Annotated in this window: 18 protein-coding genes; 6 read left to right on the top strand and 12 right to left on the bottom strand. The window is 65.2% G+C overall.

Annotation, left to right across the window (positions count from 1 at the left end):
* Positions 1–63: 63 nt before the first annotated feature.
* A complete protein-coding gene (locus tag DPM33_RS09140) occupies positions 64–795 on the top strand; it encodes an SDR family oxidoreductase (RefSeq protein WP_112097072.1) in 732 nt (243 codons plus the stop codon).
* Positions 796–1,000: 205 nt separating this feature from the next.
* The gene (locus DPM33_RS09135; RefSeq protein ID WP_112097071.1) at positions 1,001–1,846 is read left to right on the top strand and encodes a fumarylacetoacetate hydrolase family protein; all 846 of its coding nucleotides are present in this window, start codon (positions 1,001–1,003) and stop codon (positions 1,844–1,846) included.
* Positions 1,847–1,922: 76 nt separating this feature from the next.
* On the opposite strand, the gene DPM33_RS09130 is transcribed toward DPM33_RS09135, so the two are convergent.
* The 6 genes from DPM33_RS09130 to DPM33_RS09105 form a co-directional block, all read right to left on the bottom strand.
* Positions 1,923–2,921, bottom strand: a complete 999-nt coding sequence (locus tag DPM33_RS09130; RefSeq protein ID WP_112097070.1) for an ABC transporter ATP-binding protein — start codon at positions 2,919–2,921, stop codon at positions 1,923–1,925.
* 15 nt (positions 2,922–2,936) lie between these two features.
* Positions 2,937–3,998, bottom strand: coding sequence for a Gfo/Idh/MocA family protein (locus DPM33_RS09125; protein ID WP_112097069.1), 1,062 nt, complete (start codon positions 3,996–3,998; stop codon positions 2,937–2,939).
* A complete protein-coding gene (locus DPM33_RS09120; RefSeq protein ID WP_112097068.1) occupies positions 3,995–4,834 on the bottom strand; it encodes a carbohydrate ABC transporter permease in 840 nt (279 codons plus the stop codon). Before DPM33_RS09120 ends, DPM33_RS09125 begins: the two co-directional genes overlap by 4 nt.
* Before the next feature lie 10 nt (positions 4,835–4,844).
* On the bottom strand, positions 4,845–5,774 hold the full coding sequence (locus DPM33_RS09115; protein ID WP_112097067.1) for a carbohydrate ABC transporter permease: 930 nt from the start codon (positions 5,772–5,774) through the stop codon (positions 4,845–4,847).
* A 230-nt stretch (positions 5,775–6,004) separates the two neighbouring features.
* Positions 6,005–7,264: an ABC transporter substrate-binding protein gene (locus DPM33_RS09110; protein ID WP_112097066.1), complete on the bottom strand. Its 1,260-nt coding sequence runs from the start codon at positions 7,262–7,264 to the stop codon at positions 6,005–6,007.
* 53 nt (positions 7,265–7,317) lie between these two features.
* A complete protein-coding gene (locus DPM33_RS09105) occupies positions 7,318–8,226 on the bottom strand; it encodes an N-acetylmuramic acid 6-phosphate etherase (protein ID WP_112097065.1) in 909 nt (302 codons plus the stop codon).
* A 200-nt stretch (positions 8,227–8,426) separates the two neighbouring features.
* Here DPM33_RS09105 and DPM33_RS09100 point away from each other — a divergent pair, with 200 nt between their 5' ends.
* From DPM33_RS09100 to nagA, 4 genes are read left to right on the top strand one after another with little or no spacing between them, the layout of a single operon-like run.
* Positions 8,427–9,308: a glucosamine kinase nucleotide-binding domain-containing protein gene (locus DPM33_RS09100; protein WP_112097064.1), complete on the top strand. Its 882-nt coding sequence runs from the start codon at positions 8,427–8,429 to the stop codon at positions 9,306–9,308.
* On the top strand, positions 9,305–10,084 hold the full coding sequence (locus tag DPM33_RS09095; protein ID WP_112097063.1) for a GntR family transcriptional regulator: 780 nt from the start codon (positions 9,305–9,307) through the stop codon (positions 10,082–10,084). Before DPM33_RS09100 ends, DPM33_RS09095 begins: the two co-directional genes overlap by 4 nt.
* On the top strand, positions 10,081–11,112 hold the full coding sequence (locus tag DPM33_RS09090; RefSeq protein ID WP_112097062.1) for an SIS domain-containing protein: 1,032 nt from the start codon (positions 10,081–10,083) through the stop codon (positions 11,110–11,112). The genes DPM33_RS09095 and DPM33_RS09090 overlap by 4 nt, the downstream gene beginning before the upstream one ends.
* Complete coding sequence (gene nagA / locus DPM33_RS09085) at positions 11,109–12,269, top strand: N-acetylglucosamine-6-phosphate deacetylase (RefSeq protein WP_112097061.1); 1,161 nt, start codon at positions 11,109–11,111, stop codon at positions 12,267–12,269. Before DPM33_RS09090 ends, nagA begins: the two co-directional genes overlap by 4 nt.
* A gap of 280 nt (positions 12,270–12,549) precedes the next feature.
* Here nagA and DPM33_RS09080 read toward each other — a convergent pair whose 3' ends face one another.
* The 6 genes from DPM33_RS09080 to DPM33_RS09055 all read right to left on the bottom strand — a co-directional run bounded on the left by DPM33_RS09080 (position 12,550) and on the right by DPM33_RS09055 (position 23,308).
* Positions 12,550–14,070 (bottom strand): malonate--CoA ligase, encoded by a 1,521-nt coding sequence (locus DPM33_RS09080; protein ID WP_112097060.1) that lies wholly within the window; start codon positions 14,068–14,070, stop codon positions 12,550–12,552.
* 211 nt (positions 14,071–14,281) lie between these two features.
* The gene (locus DPM33_RS09075; RefSeq protein ID WP_245442056.1) at positions 14,282–15,019 is read right to left on the bottom strand and encodes a GntR family transcriptional regulator; all 738 of its coding nucleotides are present in this window, start codon (positions 15,017–15,019) and stop codon (positions 14,282–14,284) included.
* Between the two features lie 261 nt (positions 15,020–15,280).
* Positions 15,281–15,958 carry a ribulose-phosphate 3-epimerase gene (gene rpe, locus DPM33_RS09070; protein WP_112097058.1) on the bottom strand — a complete coding sequence of 226 codons (678 nt, stop codon included), beginning with the start codon at positions 15,956–15,958 and terminating at the stop codon, positions 15,281–15,283.
* A 222-nt stretch (positions 15,959–16,180) separates the two neighbouring features.
* Positions 16,181–20,029: a DUF7929 domain-containing protein gene (locus DPM33_RS09065; RefSeq protein ID WP_112097057.1), complete on the bottom strand. Its 3,849-nt coding sequence runs from the start codon at positions 20,027–20,029 to the stop codon at positions 16,181–16,183.
* An 11-nt stretch (positions 20,030–20,040) separates the two neighbouring features.
* A complete protein-coding gene (locus tag DPM33_RS09060) occupies positions 20,041–22,281 on the bottom strand; it encodes an NHL repeat-containing protein (RefSeq protein ID WP_167449002.1) in 2,241 nt (746 codons plus the stop codon).
* A gap of 85 nt (positions 22,282–22,366) precedes the next feature.
* Positions 22,367–23,308, bottom strand: coding sequence for an alpha/beta hydrolase (locus DPM33_RS09055; RefSeq protein WP_112097055.1), 942 nt, complete (start codon positions 23,306–23,308; stop codon positions 22,367–22,369).
* Positions 23,309–23,333: the final 25 nt, after the last annotated feature.

The following is a 23,333-nucleotide window of genomic DNA, read 5'->3' as shown; positions in this document are numbered from 1 at the left end:
TGGCCCTCTGGGACGCCGCGGCCGGCCAACGATAAACGCGGATGCATCAGGCAGGAGAAAAGCATGGCGGATCTGGCAGGCAAGATCGTCGTCGTCACCGCAGCGGCGCAGGGCATCGGTCGCGCCAGCGTGCTGGCTTTCGCGAAGGCTGGCGCCACTGTCCACGCCACCGACATCAACGAGGCGGCCCTAGTCGAACTCGCCAAGGCGCCCGGCGTCAAGTCCCGCAAGCTCGACGTGCTGAACGACGATGCGGTGAAGACGGCTTTCGCCGAAATCGGCCGCGTCGACGTGCTGTTTAACTGCGCCGGCTTCGTCCATGCGGGCTCGATCCTGGAAATGAAGGACGAGGACCTCGACTTCGCGCTCAACCTCAATGTCCGCGCCATGATCCGCACCATCCGCGCCGTGCTGCCCGGCATGCTGGAGCGCGGCGACGGGTCGATCATCAACATGTCCTCGCTGGCAAGCTCGCAGAAGGGCGTGCCGAACCGCTTTGCCTACGGCCTGACAAAGGCGGCGGTCATCGGCCTCACCAAGGCGGTCGCCGCCGATTATGTCGCCAAAGGCATCCGCTGCAACGCCATCTGCCCGGGCACGGTCGAAAGCCCGTCGCTGCAGGACCGCATGCATGCCCAGGGCGACTATGAGGCGGCCCGAGCGGCTTTCATCGCTCGCCAGCCCATGGGCAGGCTCGGCACGCCCGAGGAGATCGCCGACCTCGCCGTCTATCTGGCCGGCGCCACCTATACGTCGGGCCAGGCCTACAACATCGATGGCGGCTGGTCGATCTGACGGTAGCTGAAAGGGATTGACGGCTGAACGGGAAGACAGGCCTTGATCCCCGCGCTTGGCCGGATCGAAGCGTCTGAAAATCCGCTCGGTTAGCCGGCTCGAACAAATGGCGCGCTTGTCGCCGGTGGGGTCGACGACTACGGTCCGCTGATCTTGACGGGACTATGTGAAAACGGCCGCTGGGCCGCAAGGTGGAGAAAGTAAGATGAAGTTGTTGCGCTATGGTGAAGCTGGCGCCGAAAAGCCCGGCCTGCTCGATGCGGATGGCACGATCCGCGACCTTTCCGCTCATGTCGCCGATATTGCCGGCACGACGCTTCATCCGGCCTCGCTGGACATGCTCTCGAAACTCGATCCGAAGTCGCTGCCGGCGGTTTCCGGCAAGCCTCGCATGGGCGCCTGCGTCGCCGGCACGGGCAAGTTCATCTGCATCGGCCTCAACTATTCCGACCACGCCGCCGAGACCGGCGCCACCGTGCCGCCGGAGCCGATCATCTTCATGAAGGCAAGCTCGGCGATCGTCGGGCCGAATGACGACGTGTTGATCCCACGTGGCTCGGTCAAGACCGACTGGGAAGTCGAGCTCGGCGTCGTCATCGGCAAGACGGCGAAATATGTCTCGGAGGACGACGCGCTGGATTATGTCGCCGGCTACTGCGTCGCGCATGACGTTTCCGAACGCGCCTTCCAGGCCGAGCGCCAGGGCCAGTGGACCAAGGGCAAATCCTGCGACACCTTCGGCCCGACCGGCCCGTGGCTGGTCACCAAGGACGAGGTCGCCGACCCGCAGAACCTGAAGATGTGGCTGACCGTCAACGGCAAGACCATGCAGAACGGCTCGACCAAGACCATGGTCTACGGCGTCAAATATCTGGTCGCCTATCTCAGCCAGTTCATGTCGCTGCATCCCGGCGACATCATCTCCACCGGCACGCCGCCCGGCGTCGGCCTCGGCATGAAGCCGCCGGTGTTCCTGAAGGCCGGCGACGTGGTGGAGCTCGGCATCGAAGGCCTCGGCCAGCAGAAGCAGACGTTCAAGGCGGACGTGTAGGTTCAGCTGTCCTTCTCCCCGTCACTATACGGGGAGAAGGTGCCGGCAGGCGGATGAGGGGCAGCGCCAGCGTGTTCTACTTGAGCACCTTCCCATCCCCGCCAAACCGGTACGTCTTCGCCGCATCCGGCGTCGCATAGAGCGTCGAGCCGGGCTCGGCATTGTAGACGCCGAAGATGCGCACGGTGATCAGCCCGGCCTTCTCGCAGTCGAGATAGAGGTTGGTATCGGCGCCGAGATGCTCGGCATGCACGACCGTGCCCTTCCAGGCGCCGGACTTCGTGTCGACGGAGAGATGCTCCGGCCGCACGCCGATGGTCTTGGCCGTCTCGCCCAGCCGCGCGCCGTCGATGAAATTCATCTTCGGCGAGCCGATGAAGCCGGCGACGAACTCGTTGGCCGGCGAATTGTAGAGTTCCATCGGGCTGCCGATCTGCTCGATCCGGCCGGCATTGAGCACCACGATCTTGTCGGCCAGCGTCATTGCCTCGACCTGGTCGTGGGTGACGTAGATCATCGTCGCCTTCAGCCGCCGGTGCAACTGCGCGATCTCCAGCCGGGTGTTGACGCGCAGTGCAGCGTCAAGGTTCGACAGCGGCTCGTCGAACAGGAACAGTTTCGGCTCGCGCACCACGGCGCGACCGATGGCGACGCGCTGACGCTGGCCGCCCGACAGTTCCGCCGGCCGGCGCTCGAGATAGGGTTCGAGCGACAGCATGACGGAAGCGACCTTGATGCGCCGCTCGATCTCGGCCGCCGGCGTGCCGGCCTGCTTGAGGCCCAATGCCATGTTGTTCTTGACCGTCAGATGCGGATAGAGCGCGTAGGTCTGGAACACCATGGCGATGCCGCGTTTCGCCGGCGGCGTGACCGAGACATCGGCGCCGTCGATCAGCACGCGGCCGGAGGTCGAGTCCTCCAGCCCGGCGATGACACGCAGCAGCGTCGATTTTCCGCAGCCGGACGGGCCGACGAAGACGACGAACTCGCCATCCGTCACCTGCAGGTCGATGCCCTTCAGCACTTCGACCGGCCCGAAAGCCTTCTTCACATTCTCGATCTTCAGCGAGCCCACGGCGTCGTTCCTGTTCTAGAGTTTCAGGGCGTTGCCGCTGCGCACGCTCTCGTCGGCGGCGAGGCAGACGGCGAGCGACTTCACGGCATCGTCCATGTGGCGGGTGAGGTCGATATTTTCGCGGATGGCCTTGAGCAGGAAGGCCTGTTCGAGGTCGCAGAGCTCCTGGTGCCCCGGCTCGCCCTCCATCGACAGCAACTGGTCTTCCTTGGCGAACCTGCCGTCCGGCCCGGTCGCGGCGCTGTGCAGGCGGATGGTCGAGGTCTTGGTGTGGGTGTCGATGTCGTCGGACTTCACGCCCTCCTTCATCACGATCGACACGCAGCCCTTGGGCGACATGACGTCCTTCACGAAGAAGGCCGTCTCCGAAATCATCGGCCCCCAGCCGGCTTCGTACCAGCCGACCGAGCCGTCCTCGAACAGCACCTGCAAATGGCCGTAATTGTACATCGACGGCGCCACCTCATCGCTGAGCCGCACCCCCATGCCGCGCACCTCGACCGGATTCGCGTCGGTGATCTGCAGCATCACGTCGAGATAATGCACGCCGCAGTCGACGATCGGCGAGGTCGTCTGCATCAGCTGCTTGTGCGTCCCCCAGGTGTGGCCGGAGGACTGCTGGTTGAGGTTCATGCGGAAGACATAGGGACCGCCGAGCTTGCGCGCCTCGGCGATCAGCCGCACCCAGGACGGATGGTGGCGCAATATATAGCCGATCACCAGCTTCCTGCCATTGGCCTTGGCGGCATCGACGACGCGCCTGGCGTCCGCCACCGTCGTTGCCAGCGGCTTTTCGACGAAGACATGGCAGCCGGCCTCGAACGCCCGCACCGCATAGTCGGCATGGCTGTCGGAATAGGTGGCGATCGCAGCCACATCCGGCTTCTCGTCACGCAGAGCGTCCTCGAAGGATCGCCTTATGCCATAACCGCCGAGCCCGTCCGGCAGCGGCACGTCGGAACGGTTGACGAGTGCGGCGATCTCGAAGCCCGGGTTGTTGTGATAGGCGAGCGCATGGCTGCGGCCCATATTGCCGAGCCCGGCGACGACGACGCGAAGGGGTTTTTGCGAACTCACTTGACGGCTCCCGACGTGATGCCGCGGATCAGCTGCCGCGAGAAGATGACATAGAGGATGAGCACCGGCAGGATCGCCAGCGAGAGCGCCGCCAGGATGGCGTTCCAGTTGGTGACGAACTGGCCGAGGAAGAGCTGCGCGCCGAGCGTCACCGTCTTGGTCTCTTCCGAAGGCGCCAGGATCAGCGGAAACCACAGATCGTTCCAGATCGGGATCATGGTGAAGACGGCGACCGTCGCCATCGACGGACGCACCAGCGGCAGCACCAGCCGGAAGAAGATCGTGTATTCCGACAGCCCGTCGATGCGGCCGGCATTCTTTAGGTCGTCGGACACCTGCTTCATGAATTCCGACAGGATGAAGATCGCCAGCGGCAGGCCTTGCGCGGTGTAGACCAGGATCAGCGCCGTCAACGTGTTGACCAGCCCGCTCGCCACCATCAACTGCAGGATGGCGACGGTGCCGAGGCGGATCGGGATCATGATGCCGAGCGCCAGGTAAAGCCCCATCATCGTGTTGCCGCGGAAGCGGTATTCCGACAGCGCGAATCCGGCCATGGCGCCGAACAGCAGCACGAAGAACAGCGAGGCGACGGTGACGACGAGGCTGTCTTGAAAATAGTGGATGAAATCGCCCTGGCCGAACACCGTGGTGTAGCCGATCAGGTCGAAGGTTTTCGGCGTCGGCGGCGTCAGCGGCGCGCCGAAGATGCCCGCGCGGGATTTAAACGAATTCATAATGACCAGGATCACCGGAAACAGCGCGATGGCGGTGTAGGTCAGGAGGATCGCGTGCGCGCCGATGGTGCGGGGCAGGGAACGGGTGGCTAGGCTCATGGCGCGCGCCTCAGAACTGGTAGCGACGCAGGCGCGTCTGCACGAGGAACAGGTAGACGCAGACGCCGGCGAGGATGATCAGGAACATGATCGTGGCGATGGCGGCGCCCATATTGGGATCGCCGACCTGCAACTGGAAGCCGAAGAAGGCGCGGTAGAGGAAGGTGCCCAAGATGTCGGTCGAGTAGTTCGGCCCGGCAAGCGCGCCCTGCGCGGTGTAGATCAGGTCGAAGGCGTTGAAATTGCCGACGAAGGTCAGGATCGAGATGATGCCGATCGAGGGCAGGATCAGCGGCAGCTTGATCTTCCAGAACTGCGCCATGCCGGTGACGCCGTCGCATTCGGCGGCCTCGATGACCTCGTCGGGGATCGACAGAAGTGCCGCGTAGATCAGCATCATCGGGATGCCGACGAACTGCCAGACCGAGATCAGGCTGAGCGCGGTCAGCGCATATTGCTCCTTGCCGAGCCACGGCGTGAAAAAGCTCTTCAATCCGACGAAATCCATCAGATGCGGCGCCACGCCCCAGATCGGCGACAGGATCAGCTTCCAGGCGAAGCCGACGATGACGAAGGACAGGATCGTCGGCACGAAGATCGCCGTGCGGTAGAAGGCGGTGAAGCGCAGCCTGGGGCTGGAAAGCAGCGCCGCCAAAAGGATGCCGATCGGGTTCTGCACCAGCATGTGGATGATGAAGAACCAGACATTGTTCCTGAGCGCATTCCAGAAATTCACCGACCAGTTCGGATCGCCGAACAGGGTGCGGAAATTGCCCAGTCCGACGAACACCTGGGACTGGTCGATGTTGCGGAACAGCGAGAGCTGGAGCGTGCCGAACAGCGGCAGGATCATGATTGCGGTGTAGACCAGCACCGCCGGCGCCAGGAATACGCCGATATGCCAGCGTATCGGTCTTTTTGGTCGCGTTTCTACAGCCATGAGTTCGGGTCCCCGCCGTCTCTGGGTTCCATTTCGGTTGATGCTAGCTGATGCCTCGATGCACGGCCCGATTGTCCCCTTTGAGGGGAAAGACAAGGCCAGCGACAGATCGGCTCCGTCTTCCCCGCAAGGTGAGGGTAAGACCGGGAGGCTGCGCCGACAATCGCTATCTGGAACTGTTTGGAACACCGGCCGGGCGCGCGCCCGGCCGGCATCGCTTTTCGATGCTCTTACTTCGCCGGCTTGTACCAGCTGTCGAGACCGGTCTGCAGCTTCTTGGCCGCGGCTTCCGGCGTGTCGGTGCCGTTGATCACATTGGCCGATTCAACCCAGGTCTCGTTTTCGAGGTTCGGCGTGCCGCGCGACAGGATCTGGTAGGTCGAGCGAATCGTCGACTTGCACTTGCCGCGCCAGGAGACGAATTCCTGCGCCAGCGGGTCTTCCATCTTCACCGGCGAGGAGTTCAGGCTGAAGAAGCCCGGCAACGCGTTGGCGTAGATGGTGGCGAAGTCCGGCGAGGCGACCCACGAGAGGAACTTCTTGGCCTCGTCCGGGTGCTTCGACGCCGCGTTCAGACCCATGCCGATGTCGGTATGGTCGGAAATGTAGCAGGTGTCGCCGGCCTTCTCGACCGGCGGCGGGAAGGCGCCCATCTTGAACTGCGCCTGTGTGTTGAACAGGCCGATTTCCCACGAGCCGGCCGGGTAGATGGCGGCGCGACCGAGCGTGAACAGGTTCTGGCTGTCCGGATAGGTCTGCGCCTCGAAGCCGTCGCCGAGATACGGCTTCCACTTGGCCAGTTCCTCATAAGGCGCGACCCAGTCCTTGTCGGTCAGCTTCTGGTCGCCCTTGATCAGGGCAGCGCGGCCATCCTCGCCCTTCCAGTAGTTCGGACCGATATTCTGGTAGCCCATGGTCGCGGCTTCCCAGAGGTCCTTCGTGCCCATGGCCATCGGGATATAGGTGCCATCGGCCTTGATCTTGTCGAGCACGGCGAAGAACTCGTCGCGGGTCGTCGGCACCTTGAGACCGAGCTTGTCGAAGGCGTCCTTGTTGTAGATGAAGCCGTGGATGACCGAGGCCATCGGCACGCAGAAGCTCGCCTTGCCGTCATCGGTCTGCCAGGCGGACTTGGCGACCGGCGAGAAGTTATCCATTCCGGGCAGCGCGCTGAGGTCGGTGAGGTTGCCCTTCTTGAACAGTTCGAGCGACTTGTCGAAGGGGCGGCAGGTGATGAGGTCGCCAGCCGAGCCGGCGGTGAGCTTGGCGCCGAGGGCGGCGTCATACTCGGTTGGGGCCGAAGGCGCGAACACCACCTTGATACCGGGGTTCTTGGCTTCGAAGGCCGGGATCAGCTTGTCCTTCCAGATGGTCAGGTCGTCGCCGCGCCAGCTTTCGATGTTGAGCGTCACGTCTTCGGCCAGCGCGATTCCCGTGGTGCCGAGGATGCTTGTGCCGAGCAGAAGGGCCGTCAGTAGTTTGGTCTTCATCTTCAGTCTCCCTGTTGACCTTTTTCAGGTTCGGTTTTGATGAGAACAGGGGCTCAGCGCCCCTTGCTCCCCTCGATCGCGGAAAGCGCCGGCCGAAGCTTCTGGCCGGTTCCTTCCAGTATCTTCTCGGCCGCGTCGGCGCTGGCGGCGCCTGCGGCGAGCAGAATGGCTGTCTTGACGCTGCCGCCACTCGCTTCGAGCAGGCGGGCGGCGTCTTCGCGGCTCTTGCCGCTGATGGCGGCGACCATGCGCACGGCGCGGTCGCGCAGCTTGATGTTGTCGGCGCTGAGATTGACCATGTAGCCGTCATGGACATGGCCGAGATGGATCGCGGCAAGCGTCGACAGCATGTTGAGCGCGATCTTCTGCGCCGTGCCCGCGCCCATGCGCGTCGAGCCGGCGATCAGCTCCGGCGGCGTTTCGAGCAGGATGGCGACGTCCGCACGGCTGAAGAGCGTTGCACCCCGGTTGTTGGCGATCGCGATGGTTGCCGCGCCCCGGCTCTTCGCGTCCTGGAGCGCCTGGACCGCATAGGGGGTCGAGCCGCTGGCGGAGATGGCGATCAGGCAATCGCCCATGCCGATACCGGCCGCGGCGACAGCGGCCGACGCTTCCTCGGTGTCGTCCTCCGGCCCGCCGGCCAGTGTGCGGAAGGCGTCGTCGCCGCCGGCGATCAGGATGGCGATGCGGTCGCGTGCAATGCCGAACGTGCCGGGCAATTCCAGCGCGTCGGCCACTGCCATCAGGCCGGAGCTGCCGGCCGCCGCATAGGCGAGCCTGCCGCCGTTCTTAAGTTGTTTGGCTATGAGTTCGGCGGCTGCGGCGATTGCCGGAATGGCACCGTGCACGGCTTTGCTGGCCTCGATCTGGGCATTGGCCAGGAACGCCAGAACGGCTTCCGGGGCCTGAACATCCAGCCCCTCGGCATTCTGGTGGAGCGCTTCTGTGCGCGTCTCGGCCATCCATTTTCCTCCAACTGAGCGAACAATACCAAAAAAATACCACTTGTCCACACGCATTAACGAATTTCCCGCCGCCGAACTCGCTTGCCGGCAAATTACCGTGGTTTTTCAATAAAATACGCCTTAATCTTTTTTGAACCGAAATTAACTCTTGGCTATTGGTATTTTATTGGTATTATCCGGGCCGAGGAGAAAATCGCGTGAAATTCGTGCTTGGCATCGATGGCGGCGGCACCAGCTGCAGGGCGGCCCTTGCGACCGTCGACGGCGCTGTCGTCGGCCGCGCCAAAAGCGGCGCCGCCAACATCCGCACCGACCTCACCGGCGCTCGCGCCAACATCGTCGAGGCTGCCAGGCAGGCTTTCCTCGCCGCGGGCGCGGATCCGGAGCAGATCCCGCACACCCCGGCTATTCTTGGCCTAGCCGGCGCCAATGTCGGCACCTACCGCAAGCAGCTCGAGGCAATCCTGCCCTTCAGCCGGAGTCGCGTCGAAACCGATGCCGAGATCGCGCTCGAGGGCGCGGTCGGCTCGGGCGACGGCGCCATGGCCATTCTGGGCACCGGCACCGCCTATATGGCGCGTAAAGGTGGGAAATCGCGTGCCATCGGCGGCTGGGGCTTTCAGGTCGGCGACCAGGGCAGCGGCGCCCGCATCGGCCGCGACCTTTTGGAGCAGACGCTGCTTGCCTATGACGGCATCCGCCCGGGTTCGCCGCTGACGGACGCCATGCTCGCCGTATTCCGCAACAATCCCGAGGACGTGGTCGAGTTCACCACCAATGCCAAGCCGGGCGATTTCGGCGGCTTCGCGCCAAAAGTCTTCGAGCATGCCGAAAAGGGCGACCTCGTCGCGAACTGGATCCTCGGCAAGGCGGTGGCCGATGTCGAGGCTTCGCTCGGCGCGCTCGATCTTTCCGACGAAGCGCCGCTCTGCCTGCTCGGCGGACTGGCGCCGCTTTACGCGTCGCGCCTGTCGGTGCGCTACCAGGCGCTGCTCAAAGCCCCGCTCGACGACGCGCTGGGCGGCGCCGTGCAGATGGCCGTGCGCGTCTTCATCAAGGGTCCGGAGGCCGCCCGATGAGCGCCGCCGACCAGATCTTCGCCATGTTGAGAGAATCCTCCCAGAGCGGCGCGCCGCTCTATCTGCAGCTGAGAAAAAGCATCGAGGAAGCGGTCAATCGCGGCCTGATCGGCCCCGGCGACGCGCTGCCTTCCGAGCGCGACATCGCCAGCAAGGCCGATATCTCGCGCGTCACCGTGCGTAAGGCGGTGCAGGACCTGGTCAAGGGCGGCGTCCTCGTCCAGCGTCATGGCTCAGGCACCTTCGTCGCGCCGCGTATGGAGCGCGTCGAGCAATCCCTGTCCCGGCTCACCTCCTTCACCGAGGATATGGCGCGTCGCGGCATGAGCGTCCGCTCGGTCTGGCTCGACCGCGGGCTTTATGCGCCGTCGCCGGACGAGATGATGGTGCTTGGCCTGTCCTCGACCGAGCTGGTGGCGCGTGTCGCGCGCCTGCGCATCGCCAACGACACGCCGCTGGCGATCGAGCGCGCGGCGCTGTCGGCCAGCGTGCTGCCGGACCCCGAAGCGATCGGTTCATCGCTCTATGCCGCGCTGGGAACCACCGGTAATCGCCCGGTACGCGCCGTGCAGCGCATCTCCGCCACCAATCTCGGCGACGCCGATGCGCGCCTCCTGGAAGTGCCCTCGGGGGTTGCCGGTCTGCAGATCGAGCGCATTTCTTATCTGGCGAGCGGCAAGGTGATCGAGTTCACCCGCTCGGTCTACAGGGGCGACGCCTATGATTTCGTCGCGGAGCTCCGGCTGACCGGGCCGGGAGAGGAGATCCGGCCATGAGCGCCAACACCACTCATATGCGGCGCGAGATCGATGAGATCCCCGATGCCGCCGCTCGCCTTCTCGACGGCTCGGCTTCGGCCTTGGCCGAGGCCGGTCGCGGCCTGCGCGAGCGTGACCCGCATTTCGTGGTCACCGTGGCGCGCGGTTCGTCCGACCATGCCGCGACCTTCATGAAATATGCCGTCGAGCTGACGGCGGGCCTTGCCGTCGCGTCCGTTGGACCGTCGATCGCGTCCATTTACGGCGCCAAGCTGAGGCTGCGCGGATCCGCCTGCCTGGCGGTGTCGCAGTCGGGCAAGAGTCCCGACATCGTCGCCATGGCCGAAACGGCGCGGGCCGGCGGCGCCCTCACCGTCGCCATCACCAACACGGCCGACTCGCCGCTGGCGCGCGCCTCCGACTATGCCATCGACATTCTGGCTGGACCGGAACGCAGCGTCGCGGCCACCAAGACCTTCGTCAATTCGGCCGTCGCCGGCTTGGCGCTGATGGCGCATGCCACCAACGACCAGCCCTTGCTGAAGGCGCTCGCCGGCCTGCCCGGCCATTTCGAGAAGGCGATCGCCTGCGACTGGATGGCGCTCGCCGGCGCTCTGGAGAACCCGCAATCGCTGTTCATCCTCGGTCGCGGCCCGTCCTTCGCGATCGCCAGCGAGGCTGCTCTGAAATTCAAGGAAACCTGCGCCATGCACGCCGAGGCCTATAGCGCCGCCGAGGTCATGCACGGCCCGCTGGCGCTGGTCGGGCCGGATTTCCCGGTTTTGGCGCTTGCCGCGCGCGATGCGTCCGAACCCTCGATCGCCGAGGCCGCCGACGGCCTGGCGGCCAAGGGCGCCGCCGCCTTCATCACCTCTGACAAGGCGAAGGCCGCCAGGCTTCTGCCGTATGTCGCCACCGGCCATCCGCTGACCGATCCGCTGCCGCTGATCGTGTCTTTCTACGGCTTCGTCGAGGCCTTCGCCCGCCATCGCGGCCTCGACCCGGATACACCGCGCAATTTGCGCAAGGTGACGGAAACCGTATGAGCGGCCGTTTCGCACTCACCGGCGCCCGTATCTTCGACGGCACCGACTGGCATGACGATGCCGCTCTCGTCGTCAATGGCGACGTTGTCGAGGCCATCCTGCCCGCCGGCGCCATTCCGTCCGGCGTTTCCGCGGTCGAGACCGGCGGCGGCCTGCTGGTGCCCGGTTTCGTCGACATCCAGGTCAATGGCGGCGGCGGCGTCATGCTCAACGACCATCCCGATGTCGCCTCGATCGAAACCATCTGCCGTGCGCACGCGCCCTTCGGCACGACGGCGCTGCTGGTGACGCTGATCACCGACACGCCCGCGATCACCGCCGCTGCCGTTACCGCCGGCGCCGAAACAGCCCGGGAAAAGGTGCCGGGCTTCCTCGGCCTGCATCTGGAAGGGCCTCATCTGTCGATTGCACGAAAGGGCGCGCATGACCCGGCGTTGATCCGGCCGATGACGGATGCCGATCAGGCGGCGCTCATCGCGGCGCGCAGGGAGCTTCCCGTGCTGCTCACCACGATCGCGCCGGAATCGGTCCAGCCGGCGCGCGTCGCGGCGCTGGCCAAGGCCGGTGTCGTCGTCAGCCTCGGCCATAGCGACACCGACTATGCGACGGCCAGCGCCTTCGCCGGAGCCGGCGCCACGGTGGTCACTCACCTCTTCAACGCCATGAGCCAGATCGGCAACCGCGAGCCGGGTCTGGCGGGTGCTGCGATCGACACTGGCGGCTTGTACGCCGGCATCATCGCCGACGGCATCCACGTCCATCCGGCAACGATGATCCTCGCGCTTCGCGGCAAGCAGGGTCCGGGCAAGATCGTGCTGGTGACCGACGCCATGGCGACGATCGGCACCGACATGACCTCCTTCACGCTCAACGGCCGCACCATCTACCGCAAGGACGGCAGCCTCAGGCTCGCCGACGGCACGCTGGCCGGCGCCGACCTCGACATGATTTCCGCCATTCGCTTCGTCCATCGTGTCGTCGGGCTCGATCTCGACGAGGCTTTGCGCATGGCCTCGCTCTATCCGGCCGAGGCGATCGGCCAGGCGCATCGCCTCGGCCGCTTCGCCAACGGCACCGCCGCCGATATTGTCGGGCTGTCGGAGGATCTGGATGTCAAGGACGTCTGGATCGGCGGCAAGAAGGTGTTTGGGGCGTAGGCCTCTCAGACGTCGTAGCCCTTCGAAGCCTTAAAGGTCGGCGGGACAGCGCCCCCCCTGTCCTGCCGGACATCTGCCCCACAAGGGGCCACAAAGGGGGGGAGATCAGCCGTCAGCGCGGCCTTCGCAAATCACCTACGTCTCAGGATTGAGCAAGGCGCCGAAGCTGCCAATCTCCCCCCAAGTGAGGGAGATGTCCGGCAGACAGAGGGAGGCGCGAAGGATCACAACCGATCTCACTCGCCATCGCGTCCCTGTTGACGTATCGACTCGATAACCGTTAGCCGGCTTTGGCGTAGATATCCTTATACGTCTCACGCAAGACGTTCTTCTGCACCTTGCCCATCGTGTTGCGCGGCAACTCATCGACGAAGATCACCTGCTTCGGGTGCTTGTATTTCGCCAGCCGTCCGGCAATGGCGGTGGCAATGTCGGCCGCCTCGATCGACGATCCCGGCTTGCGCACGACCACCGCCGTGACGCCCTCGCCGAAATCCGGATGGGCGATACCGATCACCGCGCTTTCGCCGACGCCGTCGAGCGCGTCGATCTCGGTCTCGATCTCCTTCGGATAGACGTTGTAGCCACCCGAGATGATCAGGTCCTTGCCGCGCCCGACGATGTGCACATAGCCGCCGGCATCGATCAGCCCGAGGTCGCCGGTGATGAAGAAGCCGTCGTCGCGGAATTCGGCCCTGGTCTTCTCGGGCATGCGCCAATAGCCGGCAAAGACGTTCGGTCCCTTGACCTCGATCATGCCGATTTCGCCCTGGGCCAGCGGCTTGCCGTTTTCGGGGTCGGTGATGCGCAACGAGACGCCGGGCAGGGGGAATCCGACCGTGCCGGCGCGCCGCTCGCCGTCATACGGGTTGGACGTGTTCATGTTGGTCTCGGTCATGCCGTAGCGCTCGAGGATGGCGTGGCCGGTGCGCTCGCGCCAGGCCCTGTGCGTCTCGGCCAGCAGCGGCGCCGAGCCCGAGATGAAGACCCGGATGGCGCTGGCCGCCTCGCGTGACAGGCCGTCCTGCTGCAACAGCCGCACATAGAAGGTGGGCACGCCCATCAAAGCGGTGGCGCGCGGCATCAGCGACAGGATGCGCCCGGGATCGAATTTCTGCTCGAAGAACATTTTCGCGCCGGCCATCAGGATGACGTTGGTGGCGACGAACAGGCCGTGCGTGTGGAAGATCGGCAGCGCGTGGATCAACACGTCGTCGGGGCCGAAGCGCCACTGTTCGACCAGCACGCGGGCATTCGAGGCGAGGTTTTCGTGGCTGAGCATCGCGCCCTTGGAACGGCCGGTCGTGCCGGAGGTGTAGAGGATCGCGGCAAGGTCGTCCGGTCCGCGCGCGACATCGCTGAACTCCGTCGCCTGCCGCGAAGCCTGGCTGGCCAGCGTTCCCTGACCGTCGCGGCCGAGCGTAAGCACCGTGGCGCCGATCGACGCGGCAAGCGGCTCGACGCCGGAGAGGCGGTCCGGATCGCAAACGATCAGCCTTGGCTCGGCGTCGCGGAAGAAATAGTCGAGCTCCGGCAGCGTGTAGGCCGTGTTGAGCGGCAGGAAGACCGCGCCGGCGCGCAGACAGGCGAGGTAGAGCAGCGCCGCCTCCGGGCTCTTCTCGACCTGGACGGCGACCCGGTCGCCAGGCTCGACACCCGCCTGCGCCAGCGCATGCGCCAATTGCGCCGAACTGGCCAGCATATCGCCATAGGTGATCGAGCGGCCGTCATCCGTCTCCATCAGCAGCCGGTCGGGCGCCGGCATGCGGGAACAAAAGGCGTCGAACAGATGATTGGTCATGAAACGTCCTCAACAGCAATTCCAGGAAAAGTGTGTGCGGTTTTCCGTCAGGAATTGCGTCAAAACAAGAGGATAGAGCGGTTCGCCGTTTCCATGAAACGGTGAAATGCTCTGGGCGCGCGGGAGCCCAATGGCAAGAGCGTCCCGCCCGCCTGAGCGAATAGCAGATTTGGCGGCTGGAGCAAAAACCGCGTGACGGGTCTTCAGCTCGCTATCTGCGGCGCGCCTTGGCAAGGCCGGCTCTCGGGTCATAGCCCTGCGCGAAGCGTTCCATGCACATCGCCGCGGTGAGGCGGTAGTGCTTGAGAAGCGCTTCGACAGCACCGTCGGCGTCACCGTCAAGCGTGCGTTCGGCAATCAAGCGATGCTCGCCGATTTCGTCACGCTCTATGCCCGGCGCGTTTTGCGAGATCAGGCGGTAGCGCGAAGCCTGGTCGGAAAGCTGGTCGCAGAAGCCGATCAGCCAGTGGGACTGGCATGCGGCGATCAGCGCGTGGTGAAAGGCGCGGTGCAGCTTCTCCCATTCGGGATTGTTGGTTGCCGGGTCTTCCGGCAGGCGCCGGTCGGCACGCGCCAAGCGGTGCAGGGCCAGCACCAGCTGTTCCTCCCATTCGGCGGTGCGATGGGCAATCGATTCGCGCAGCGCCCGCTCTTCGAGCCAGCAACGCGTGCGCGTCAGTTCCTCCAGTTCGGTGGCGCTGACCGGCATGAGGAAGAAGCCGCGCTGGTCGTGCCGCCCGAGCAGGCCTTCGGCGGCCAAACGGTTGAGCGCCTCGCGCACGGGCGACGCGCCCGCGCCATAGCGTGAGACGACCCATTCGACGCGCAGCTTGCTTTCGGCCTCCAGCGCGCCGCGCAAAAGATCGTCGCGGAGTTGCTGGTAGACCGAACTGGCCAGCGTGCTCTTGGCACCCTTGCCTCCGCCCGGTTCGGCGTTTCCGTTTGTCAATCGAGCTCCTGTTGCTTGCCCCTGTTCTGCCAGGGCCCCTCGGCGAAGCAATCTCCCGCACATGTATCATACAGCCGGGCAATGGCGCCTCAAGCGGGAGATGACGATATTCGACTTTAAGACAAGGCGGGCGGTCTATTTATTGTGTGAAGTAGAATCTCGACAAAAAGCCGATATTCCTGCTTGGCCTGATATATTGAACAGTCGTTCAATCGCTGCCGCGACTGTGCAACTCCCGCGAGAGGTGGGGCGGTTATACGTTTAACTGGCGGCTCTATCGGCGGCCGTTCGAATTGCTTCGATGTTGGCCCTATAGGCTTCGACACTGCCGCCCTTGAAGACGGCGGCGCCCGCCACGAGCACGCTGGCGCCGGCCGCGGTCACCAGCGGCGCCGTTTCCGCCGAAACGCCGCCGTCGATCTCGATGCGGATCGGCCGGTCGCCGATGAGCGCCTTGACCCGTCTCACCTTGTCGACGATCGCCGGGATGAAAGCCTGCCCACCGAAGCCCGGATTGACGGTCATGATCAGGATCAGGTCTAGCCGGTCGAGCACATATTCGATCGCTGTTTCCGGCGTCGCCGGATTGAGCGAGACGCCGGCCTTCTTGCCGAGGTTTTTGATGGTCTGCAGCGAGCGGTCGAGATGCGGTCCGGCTTCGGCATGCACGGTCATGCCGTCGCAGCCGGCCTCGGCGAAGGCGGCCAGATAAGGGTCGGCCGGCGCAATCATCAGGTGGCAGTCGAAGAAGGCCTTGGTGCGGTTGCGGATCGCCTTGATCACCGGCGGTCCGAAGGTGATGTTGGGTACGAAATGGCCGTCCATCACGTCGAGATGGATCCAGTCCGCGCCAGCCGCCGCGACCGCCTCGACCTCATCGCCCAGCTTTGAAAAATCCGATGCCAGCACCGATGGCGCGATCAGGGTTTTTTTGGTCATGGTCGGGCTCGCTTTTGTTGCAGACGCGAATGTCAGGACTGCCTAGAGCGTTTCACCGTTTCACAGAAACGGCGAACCGCTCTATCTTGTTGTTTTGACGCAATTCCGAACGGAAAACCGCTACGCACTTTTCCTGGAATTGCTCTAGAGCATTTTGCAGCCGAGTGGACAAGAAAAACCCGCCGGATCGCTCCGGCGGGTCTCGTCTTCAGTCGCCGCGATTTACGGCTTGAAGTTCTGGATGTTGGCGCCGTTCGGATCTTGAATGATCCGTCGCGGCTGGCGCTGCGGCACGAGCTGCTGCAGCACGTTCGGGTTGAGCAGGATGCCGGGATTGATATCGATGCCAGGCCGCCTGCGGCAGTTCGGGAAACGGCCCGTCATGCCTTCCGGGCAACGCCTGATCAGCACCGGCTGGCACTGCCCGTCGATGAAGCGCGAGCCCGGAGCGCATTCCTGTTGCGGCTTGCGGCAGGCACCGTCGCGGACCTCGGTTCCACGCGGGCAGACGCAGTCGCCCCGCTTGTTGTGGATCTGGCCGCGGATGGTGCACTGCTCCTGGCTCGGCTTCGGCCGCACACAGGCCTTGCCGCGTACTTCCAGGCCGTCCGGGCAGGCGCAGTCGCCGTTGGCGTCGCGCACCTGGCCGCGGATTGGGCACTGCCTGGACACGGTCGGCCGGCAGGCGCCGTCACGCACCTCCGTGCCGCGCGGGCAGACGCAATCGCCGTCGCCGTTGCGGAACTGCCCGCGGATGCGGCACTGGGCAGGCGGCTCGCGGTCAGGCACGCAGGCCCTGGCCACACGGTCGAGATGTGTGCCATCCGGGCAGGTGCAACCGCTTCCGTCCAAGGTAGGCATAGCGCCGCGCACCGTGCATTTCGGCGGAATGACCTGGCATACGCCGTTCACCAGCTCGCCGCGGCGGCAGACGCAATTGCCGTCCTGGTCGCGGTACTGGCCGGGACGCAGCGTGCACTGCGGCTCTTCGCCCTGCACGCATTTGCCGTTCTGCAGCTCGGTGCCACGTGGGCAGACACAACGTCCGTCCTTGGTCCGGATCTGGCCCTGCAACAGGATGCAGCGCGGCGGCGGTGGCAGCGGCAGCAGATTGGTGCCGCCGCCGGAGCATTGGCCGTTGCGGAAGGTGGTGCCCTCCGGGCAGACGCAGCGGCCGGCCGAGTTGAGAACCAGCCCGAACGAGCACTGGTTCTTCACCTCATGCCTGATGGTGAAGGGGTGGCACGCATAGGCCTTGCCGCGATTGCCCTGGATGTTGGTCGCATCGCGCGACAACACCTCGCCGCCCTCGACTGGCGTGTTCGGAGAGAGCACGCCGACGCAGTTCTGCCCGTTGACCGTCCCCTGCAGATTGGCGAGACGCCCATCCTCGGGAAGCATCACGGTGACGTGGTGACTGTGGCTTTCGCCGGCCCCCAGCGTCAGATTGGCGATGCAGGATAGAGGCAGCGTCGTCGGTTCCGGCGAGCAGCCGAAAGGCGGGTCGATCGAGGTGATCTGAACGCCCTCCAGCCGGCCAAGGCCCTCGACGCCGATCGCATCGCCGATCCGAACCGGACCGGAGAAGGCGTTCGGTCCGTCGTTCGTGATGGTGATCTCGAACGAGCAGGGTTGGCCCGGCTGGCACTCGGCATCGCCGGTCTTCTCGACACGGATGGTCGAGCCGCCGCCGCCCTTCGCGCAGGCCTGGCCTATCGGGTAGACGATGTCGTCGCCGGGCGCTGGCCCATAAGAGCCGCGCGCGCAGTTCTCGAACGCGCCATTGCCGCTCACCGTCACGTCGAAGTGCCGGCTGGTTCCGGGCGTCATCACGGCGCCGGGAATCTGGCAGGACAGCGCGTTGGCCGGCACCGGTCCGCAGTTCCACTCCGCGCCGTCAGGGGTGACGGTCTGGATCTGGACAGGTGCTCCGCCCGACACCAGGGCCGCGGCATCGCTGACCCGCACCGGACCGGTGGGGGCGGCAGTGCCGGCATTGCTGACGGTGATGCGGCAGGAAACCGTGGCAGCACCGGCGAGCGAACCGTCGCACGTCTTGGTGATGCGCAGGCCGGGCTGGCCGCCATTCGGATGGCGGATGCGCTCGGTCGCGCAGGCCTTGTTGTTGGCGAGGTCGACCTCGCCGGGAATGGCCTTCACCTCGGCGCAGTTCTCGACCGTGTCCGGCCGGTAGTTGGCCGGCATCACCGCCTTGACCACGATCGGCGTCGAGGCGCCCGGAGGCAGCGAGGTGCCGGCATTGTCGCAGCGGAACTGGCCGGGGCCGTTCGGTCCGCAGGTCCAGGGCGGGCTCGGCCCGAAGGTCGACGAGGTCGGCGCGCCGCCGGGGTAGTTGTCGATCACCGTCAGCGGCCCGTTATAGATGTTGGTGCCGTTGTTGATGATGTCGATCACGAAGGTGCAGACGCCGTCGGCCGTGCAGACCGGGATGCGGGCGCGCTTCTTCAGGATCAGGTCGACCTTCTTCTCGACCGGAGGCTGGCACTGCGGATCGCGATCGCCACGCCGGCAGATCGGGATCGAGGCGCAACCGCGGTCGTTCTGCTGACTGCCGAACAGCGGCTTGCCGCTGGCCTGGTAGTCATAGGCGGCGCAGTTGCGCAGCGCGCTGCCCTGCCATCCGCCAGCCGGCCTGAAGCCGAGCTTGAGGTCGACGGAAGCGCCCGGGTTGAGCGTGGTCGGCGGATAGGTGCAGGTCATCGGCGTCGTGCCGGGGACGCAGACCCAGGGCGCATTCGGTCCGGAGGTCAGCACGGAGCCTGCCGGCAACGTCAACTCGTCGAGCACGATCTTACCGTTATAGGGCGCGTCGCCGACATTGGTGACGGTGATGGTGAAGTCGCAGCCGCCGGCCATCGTGCAGCGCGGCACGTCGGCATGCTTCTCCACCTTGAGATCCGGTTCCTTGTCCTTCGGCGGGCATCTGAGGTCACGCGGGATGACGATGTCGATGACCTGCGTGCAACAGAGCCCCCAGCCTTCCTTCGGCCCGGCATAGGTCTCGATGCCGGTGACGATGAGGTGGATGGCCTCGCCGGGCGAGGCGCCGATGATCTTCCAGTTCAGCACGCCGCCGCCGACCGGCACCTTCTGCGTGTCGGGAACGATGGTGATGCCGGGCGTCGTCGTCGACACCTGCACCCATTTGCCGCCCATCTCGGGGCCGACCGGCATGTGGTAGATGAAGGCGCCGCCGCCGGGCACACAGTCGACCGTGCCGTGCTCGACCTTGAAGCATTCCTTGCCGGGAGGTGGCGGCGGATTGCACTTGGTGACGTCGATGCGCACCGTCGTCTTGGCGCCGGTGAGGAAGTCGCCGTCATCCGGCTTGCCCGGATCCTGCGACGGGATGATGGTCCCCGGGCCGCCGCCCATCGACACCTTGATCTGGCCCTGGTTGTCGACATTGGCCGGCGCCGGAAACGCCGCCTGGTCGATCTTGGCCAGGATCCGGAAGGTGATGACGCGTTCGTTCGGCGCGCCGGAGCCGTCGAGATCGTCGGCGGAAATCCGGAAATCGGAGACCGTCGACGTATCGTTGGGATCGGCCGAGCTGCTGATCGCGGCGCCGGGCAGAGGCCCGCCGCCGGCATCCGTGCCGTCACCCGACACATGCACGCTGACGATCTGCAGGCCATGCGCAAGCTGGTCCTTGAAATCGATCCTGGCGTTCTTCAAGGCATTGGCCAAGGCCGGGTTGGCAAAGGCCTGCGCATTGCCGCGCAGGCCGAAATTCAAGGTGTAATAGACGTAGTCGCAGCCGCGCTGGCCGCCCATCTTGGTGAAGAAGGGCACGATGCGGCCCGGCTCCGGATTGACGATGCGCGGGTTGTCCAGGTCGAGCCTGGGCTCGGGACCGACCGCTTCGAGCTGGCCGGCGGGAGCAAGGTCTTCGGCAAGCGCCGGCAAGGCCGGCAGCATGGCGACCGCGATACCGGCCGCCATCAGCCAGCGCGCGCCGCGCCTGGCGTATGACAGGGGTTTCATGATCGTCTCCATGACGGTGTTCGGGTTGCTTGCGACGAACCGGGAAAGGGCGGGATTGTTCATCCGTCCCTCCCTCAACGTTCGCAGCTGACGGCTGGCGTTCTGAGCGGCAGCGTCATCTTGCAGCAAGGGTAGTAGCCACCCTTGTCCTGGTCGGACTTGCGGTAGAAGCAGAGCCCGACATTGACGGTGTCGCCAGGATAGTGGCCGGTGATGTCGATCGTGTAGGGCTTGCCCGGGACATGCGACATGGGGGTTGTCACCCCGACGCCGGGCGTCCTGGATTGCGCCTTGATCGAATCGCCGCCGAAGCCGGCATGGTCATGGAGATAGAGATCGGCCTGCAGTCCGCGCGGGGTGCAGTAGTAGTGCACGTCCTCGACATCCACGCAGGGCGGCAGGTTGCCGGGCGGTGGGAAGTCCGGCGGGTAGAAGGGAGGCAGGTAGCCGCCGGGGATTTCCTCATAATAGCCGGCGCGGCCCTCGCAGGGGCGCCAGACCCTGACGTCGCCGACATGGCCTTCGACCTCGGGGTCTTCGAAATAGCCGTCGAAATCGACGAACCAGGAGCCGAAAGGCGGCACGTTGGCCGGCTTGACCAGCGCGCTCGGCGTCAGCTGCACGCCATGCACGGCGAGCGGCCCGCCGGCGGCGAGCTTCTCGGCAAGTTCTGGATTGTCGCGCAGCTTGTCGCCGGTGTTGACAACGGTGTCGGTACAGACCGAGGTATCGAGATTGCCCTCTGCGTCATAGCCATATTGCAGGTCTACGCCGCCGGCCGACTGGCGGTTGCCTTGCGGGAAACCGACCGCATATTCCTGCGGCACCTCGACCCAGACGGACTCCGTCGCCGGATCATCCGGGTCCTCGCGCCAGTAGCGGATCAGCTCGCCTTTGCCGGAATCGGCGAAGCGGCTGTAATCGTAACGGTTTTCGACCGGGCCGCGCTGGGCGAGATACATGAAGCCCTTATTGTCGAAGGCGATATCGGTGACGGCATAATCCTTGTCGGCCTTGACCGTCAGCTCCCAGCGCGGGTCGCCGGCGAAAGTGCCGTCGCGCGCAATGCCGACCGACCAGATCTCGGATTTTTCGCCGACCGAATAATAGAGCCGGCCGCCATGATAGGAGACCGCCCAGACACGGCGCTCATCCTGCGTGTAGCCCCAGGTCTCGGGGTCTTCGGTGTCGAAGGCGGCGCCCTGGATGTCCATGACGGCGCCGTCGTCGGCGACCGGGGCGAGCCCATGCGCCGGACGCCCGGCAACGCCATGGTCGAACGTGTCGACCAGATGGCCGGTGGCGTCGATGCGGTGGATCAGGCCCGTGTCGAGATCGGAGGCGAAGAATTCACGGTGGATCGGGTCGAAGGCGAGGTTGCCGATGCCCGGCCCGCTATTGGTGTCGATGTCGGCGAATTTCGAGACGGCGCCGGTGATGCCGTCGATCTTCCAGATCGTGCCGGGACCGCCGCCATTCTCGGTGCCGAACTGGCCGTCCATGAAAATGGCGCCGGCGGTGCCGCGGCGCTGTCGCTCCGCACGTCCGTCGCTGTCGGCGTCCGGCGTGACGATCTCGACGCCGTGCAGCGAGGTCGCGGCGGCATAAAGGTTGGGAATGCCCGACGGCAGGCCATCGCGCACGCCGTCGTCATAGGTCAGGCCGAATACCTCGCCGATCTGCTCGGCGCTCACCTCGAAGGGCGGTGGTGTGTTGACCAGTTGGCCCGAGGCCGGGCCGCCGAGATGCGAGACGTCGAAAATGCGCAAGGAAGCGCGCGAGGTATCGATGAAGGTTTCGTCGACCGGATCGACGCCGGGCGGCAAGCCTTCGTCAAAACCAGGAATGACGGTGCCGGGGAAGCCGGTGACCGCCATCGAGCCGGGATAGATGATCTGGGTTTCCTGCGCCTTCGCCACGCCGCCGAGCCAGAGGCCGGCGGACAGCGCCAGGGCTAGGATCCCGCTGCTTGTGGTGATTGCGCGGCGCAAACGGCCACGATGAGAACGCACGAGCGAGCCGTGAGCGCCAGACATTGAACTCCCCCCGAAGCCGCTGGGAGTAACGTCCGTTCCTGCCGCGCCAACCAGGGCAAGGCGCGGCGTTGCGGCACGTTCTTCCCCGATCGAATTGTCTGCTTTCGTCTGCGTGACGATACGCCTGCTCCTGGGCAGGGTCAACGGAACGAGCCGAAAGCCCAGCGCGTCGACCCCTTCCCGAAGGCGGTGATCGCGCTGGACTCCCGTCGTTCCCGGAGACCGTGGAGTCTCTGGGTTTCTGGTCATGGCGGCTTTCCCTTTCCGGGGCCGCACCATTGCGGCGCCTGGCCATCAGTCGCTGGCCGGCGTGGAAAGGTTCATGGGAGGATAGCGGAGCGAAAAGCGCCCTAGCCGTGAGGCGTTACCAAATCCAGTCGGAGCGGCCTAGGACCGAAACCGCTTCGACGATGCGGGTGAAGCTCGACCGCGCCCGGCCGACCATGTGCCGGGCCCTGAGATAACCGTGCACCAGTCCCGGCTCCTCGAACCAATATGCCCGCCCGCCGGCCGTGAGGATCCGGTCGCGATAGGCCTCGCCGTCGGACGACAGCGGGTCGCATTCGGCGGTAATCAGCACGGTCGGCGGCAAATTGGCGAAATCGGCGTCTGCCAGCGGATAGAGCGTGATGTCGCCGGTCCGGTCCACGCCGCCGGTGCGGATATGCTTGTAGAATTCGAGGTCGCGCACGGTCAGCATCGGCGCCTCCGCATGGGTCACGTAGGAGCCGCGCGAGCGGTCGCCGCCGAGGCCGGGATAGATCAGTACCTGGCCGATCGGCTTCTTCACATGGCCGCGGGTCGCATGCGCTACCGCGGCGCAGAGATTGCCGCCGGCGCTGTCGCCGCAAAGCAGTACGGGGCGGTCATAGGTCCTGGCGGCCCATTCGAAGGCGTTCATGGCATCGTCGAAGGCCGCCGGATGCAGATGCTCCGGCGCCAGCCGGTAGTCGACCGAGACCACCTCGTGGCCGGTGCGGGCGCAAAGCTCGGCGCAGACATCGTCATGGCTGTCCAGGCCGCCGAGGATGAAGCCGCCGCCATGAATGTAGAGCACCATCGCGGCCTTGTTCGGGGCGCCGTTGCGGTAGATGCGGATCGGGATGCTGTTGGTGGGGGAGGTGATGGCGATGGTTTCCGCCGTCACCGCTTGCGGATAGCCGGCAAAGAATTCGCGGCACATCCGATCGTAGATCGCGCGCTGCTCTTCGATCGTGTAGTCGATCGTATCAGGCGGATAGTAGGAGTTGGTCTTCTCTATGAAGGCCCAGGTTTCGGCATCGATCAGGGTTTTGTAGTCGGTCATGCTGGATGACCAATTTTCGGGGATG

The organism is Mesorhizobium hawassense, assembly GCF_003289945.1.
Classification (GTDB): domain Bacteria; phylum Pseudomonadota; class Alphaproteobacteria; order Rhizobiales; family Rhizobiaceae; genus Mesorhizobium; species Mesorhizobium hawassense.
Note: the sequence above shows the minus strand (reverse complement) of the source record. Positions and strands in the feature narration are given on the sequence as shown.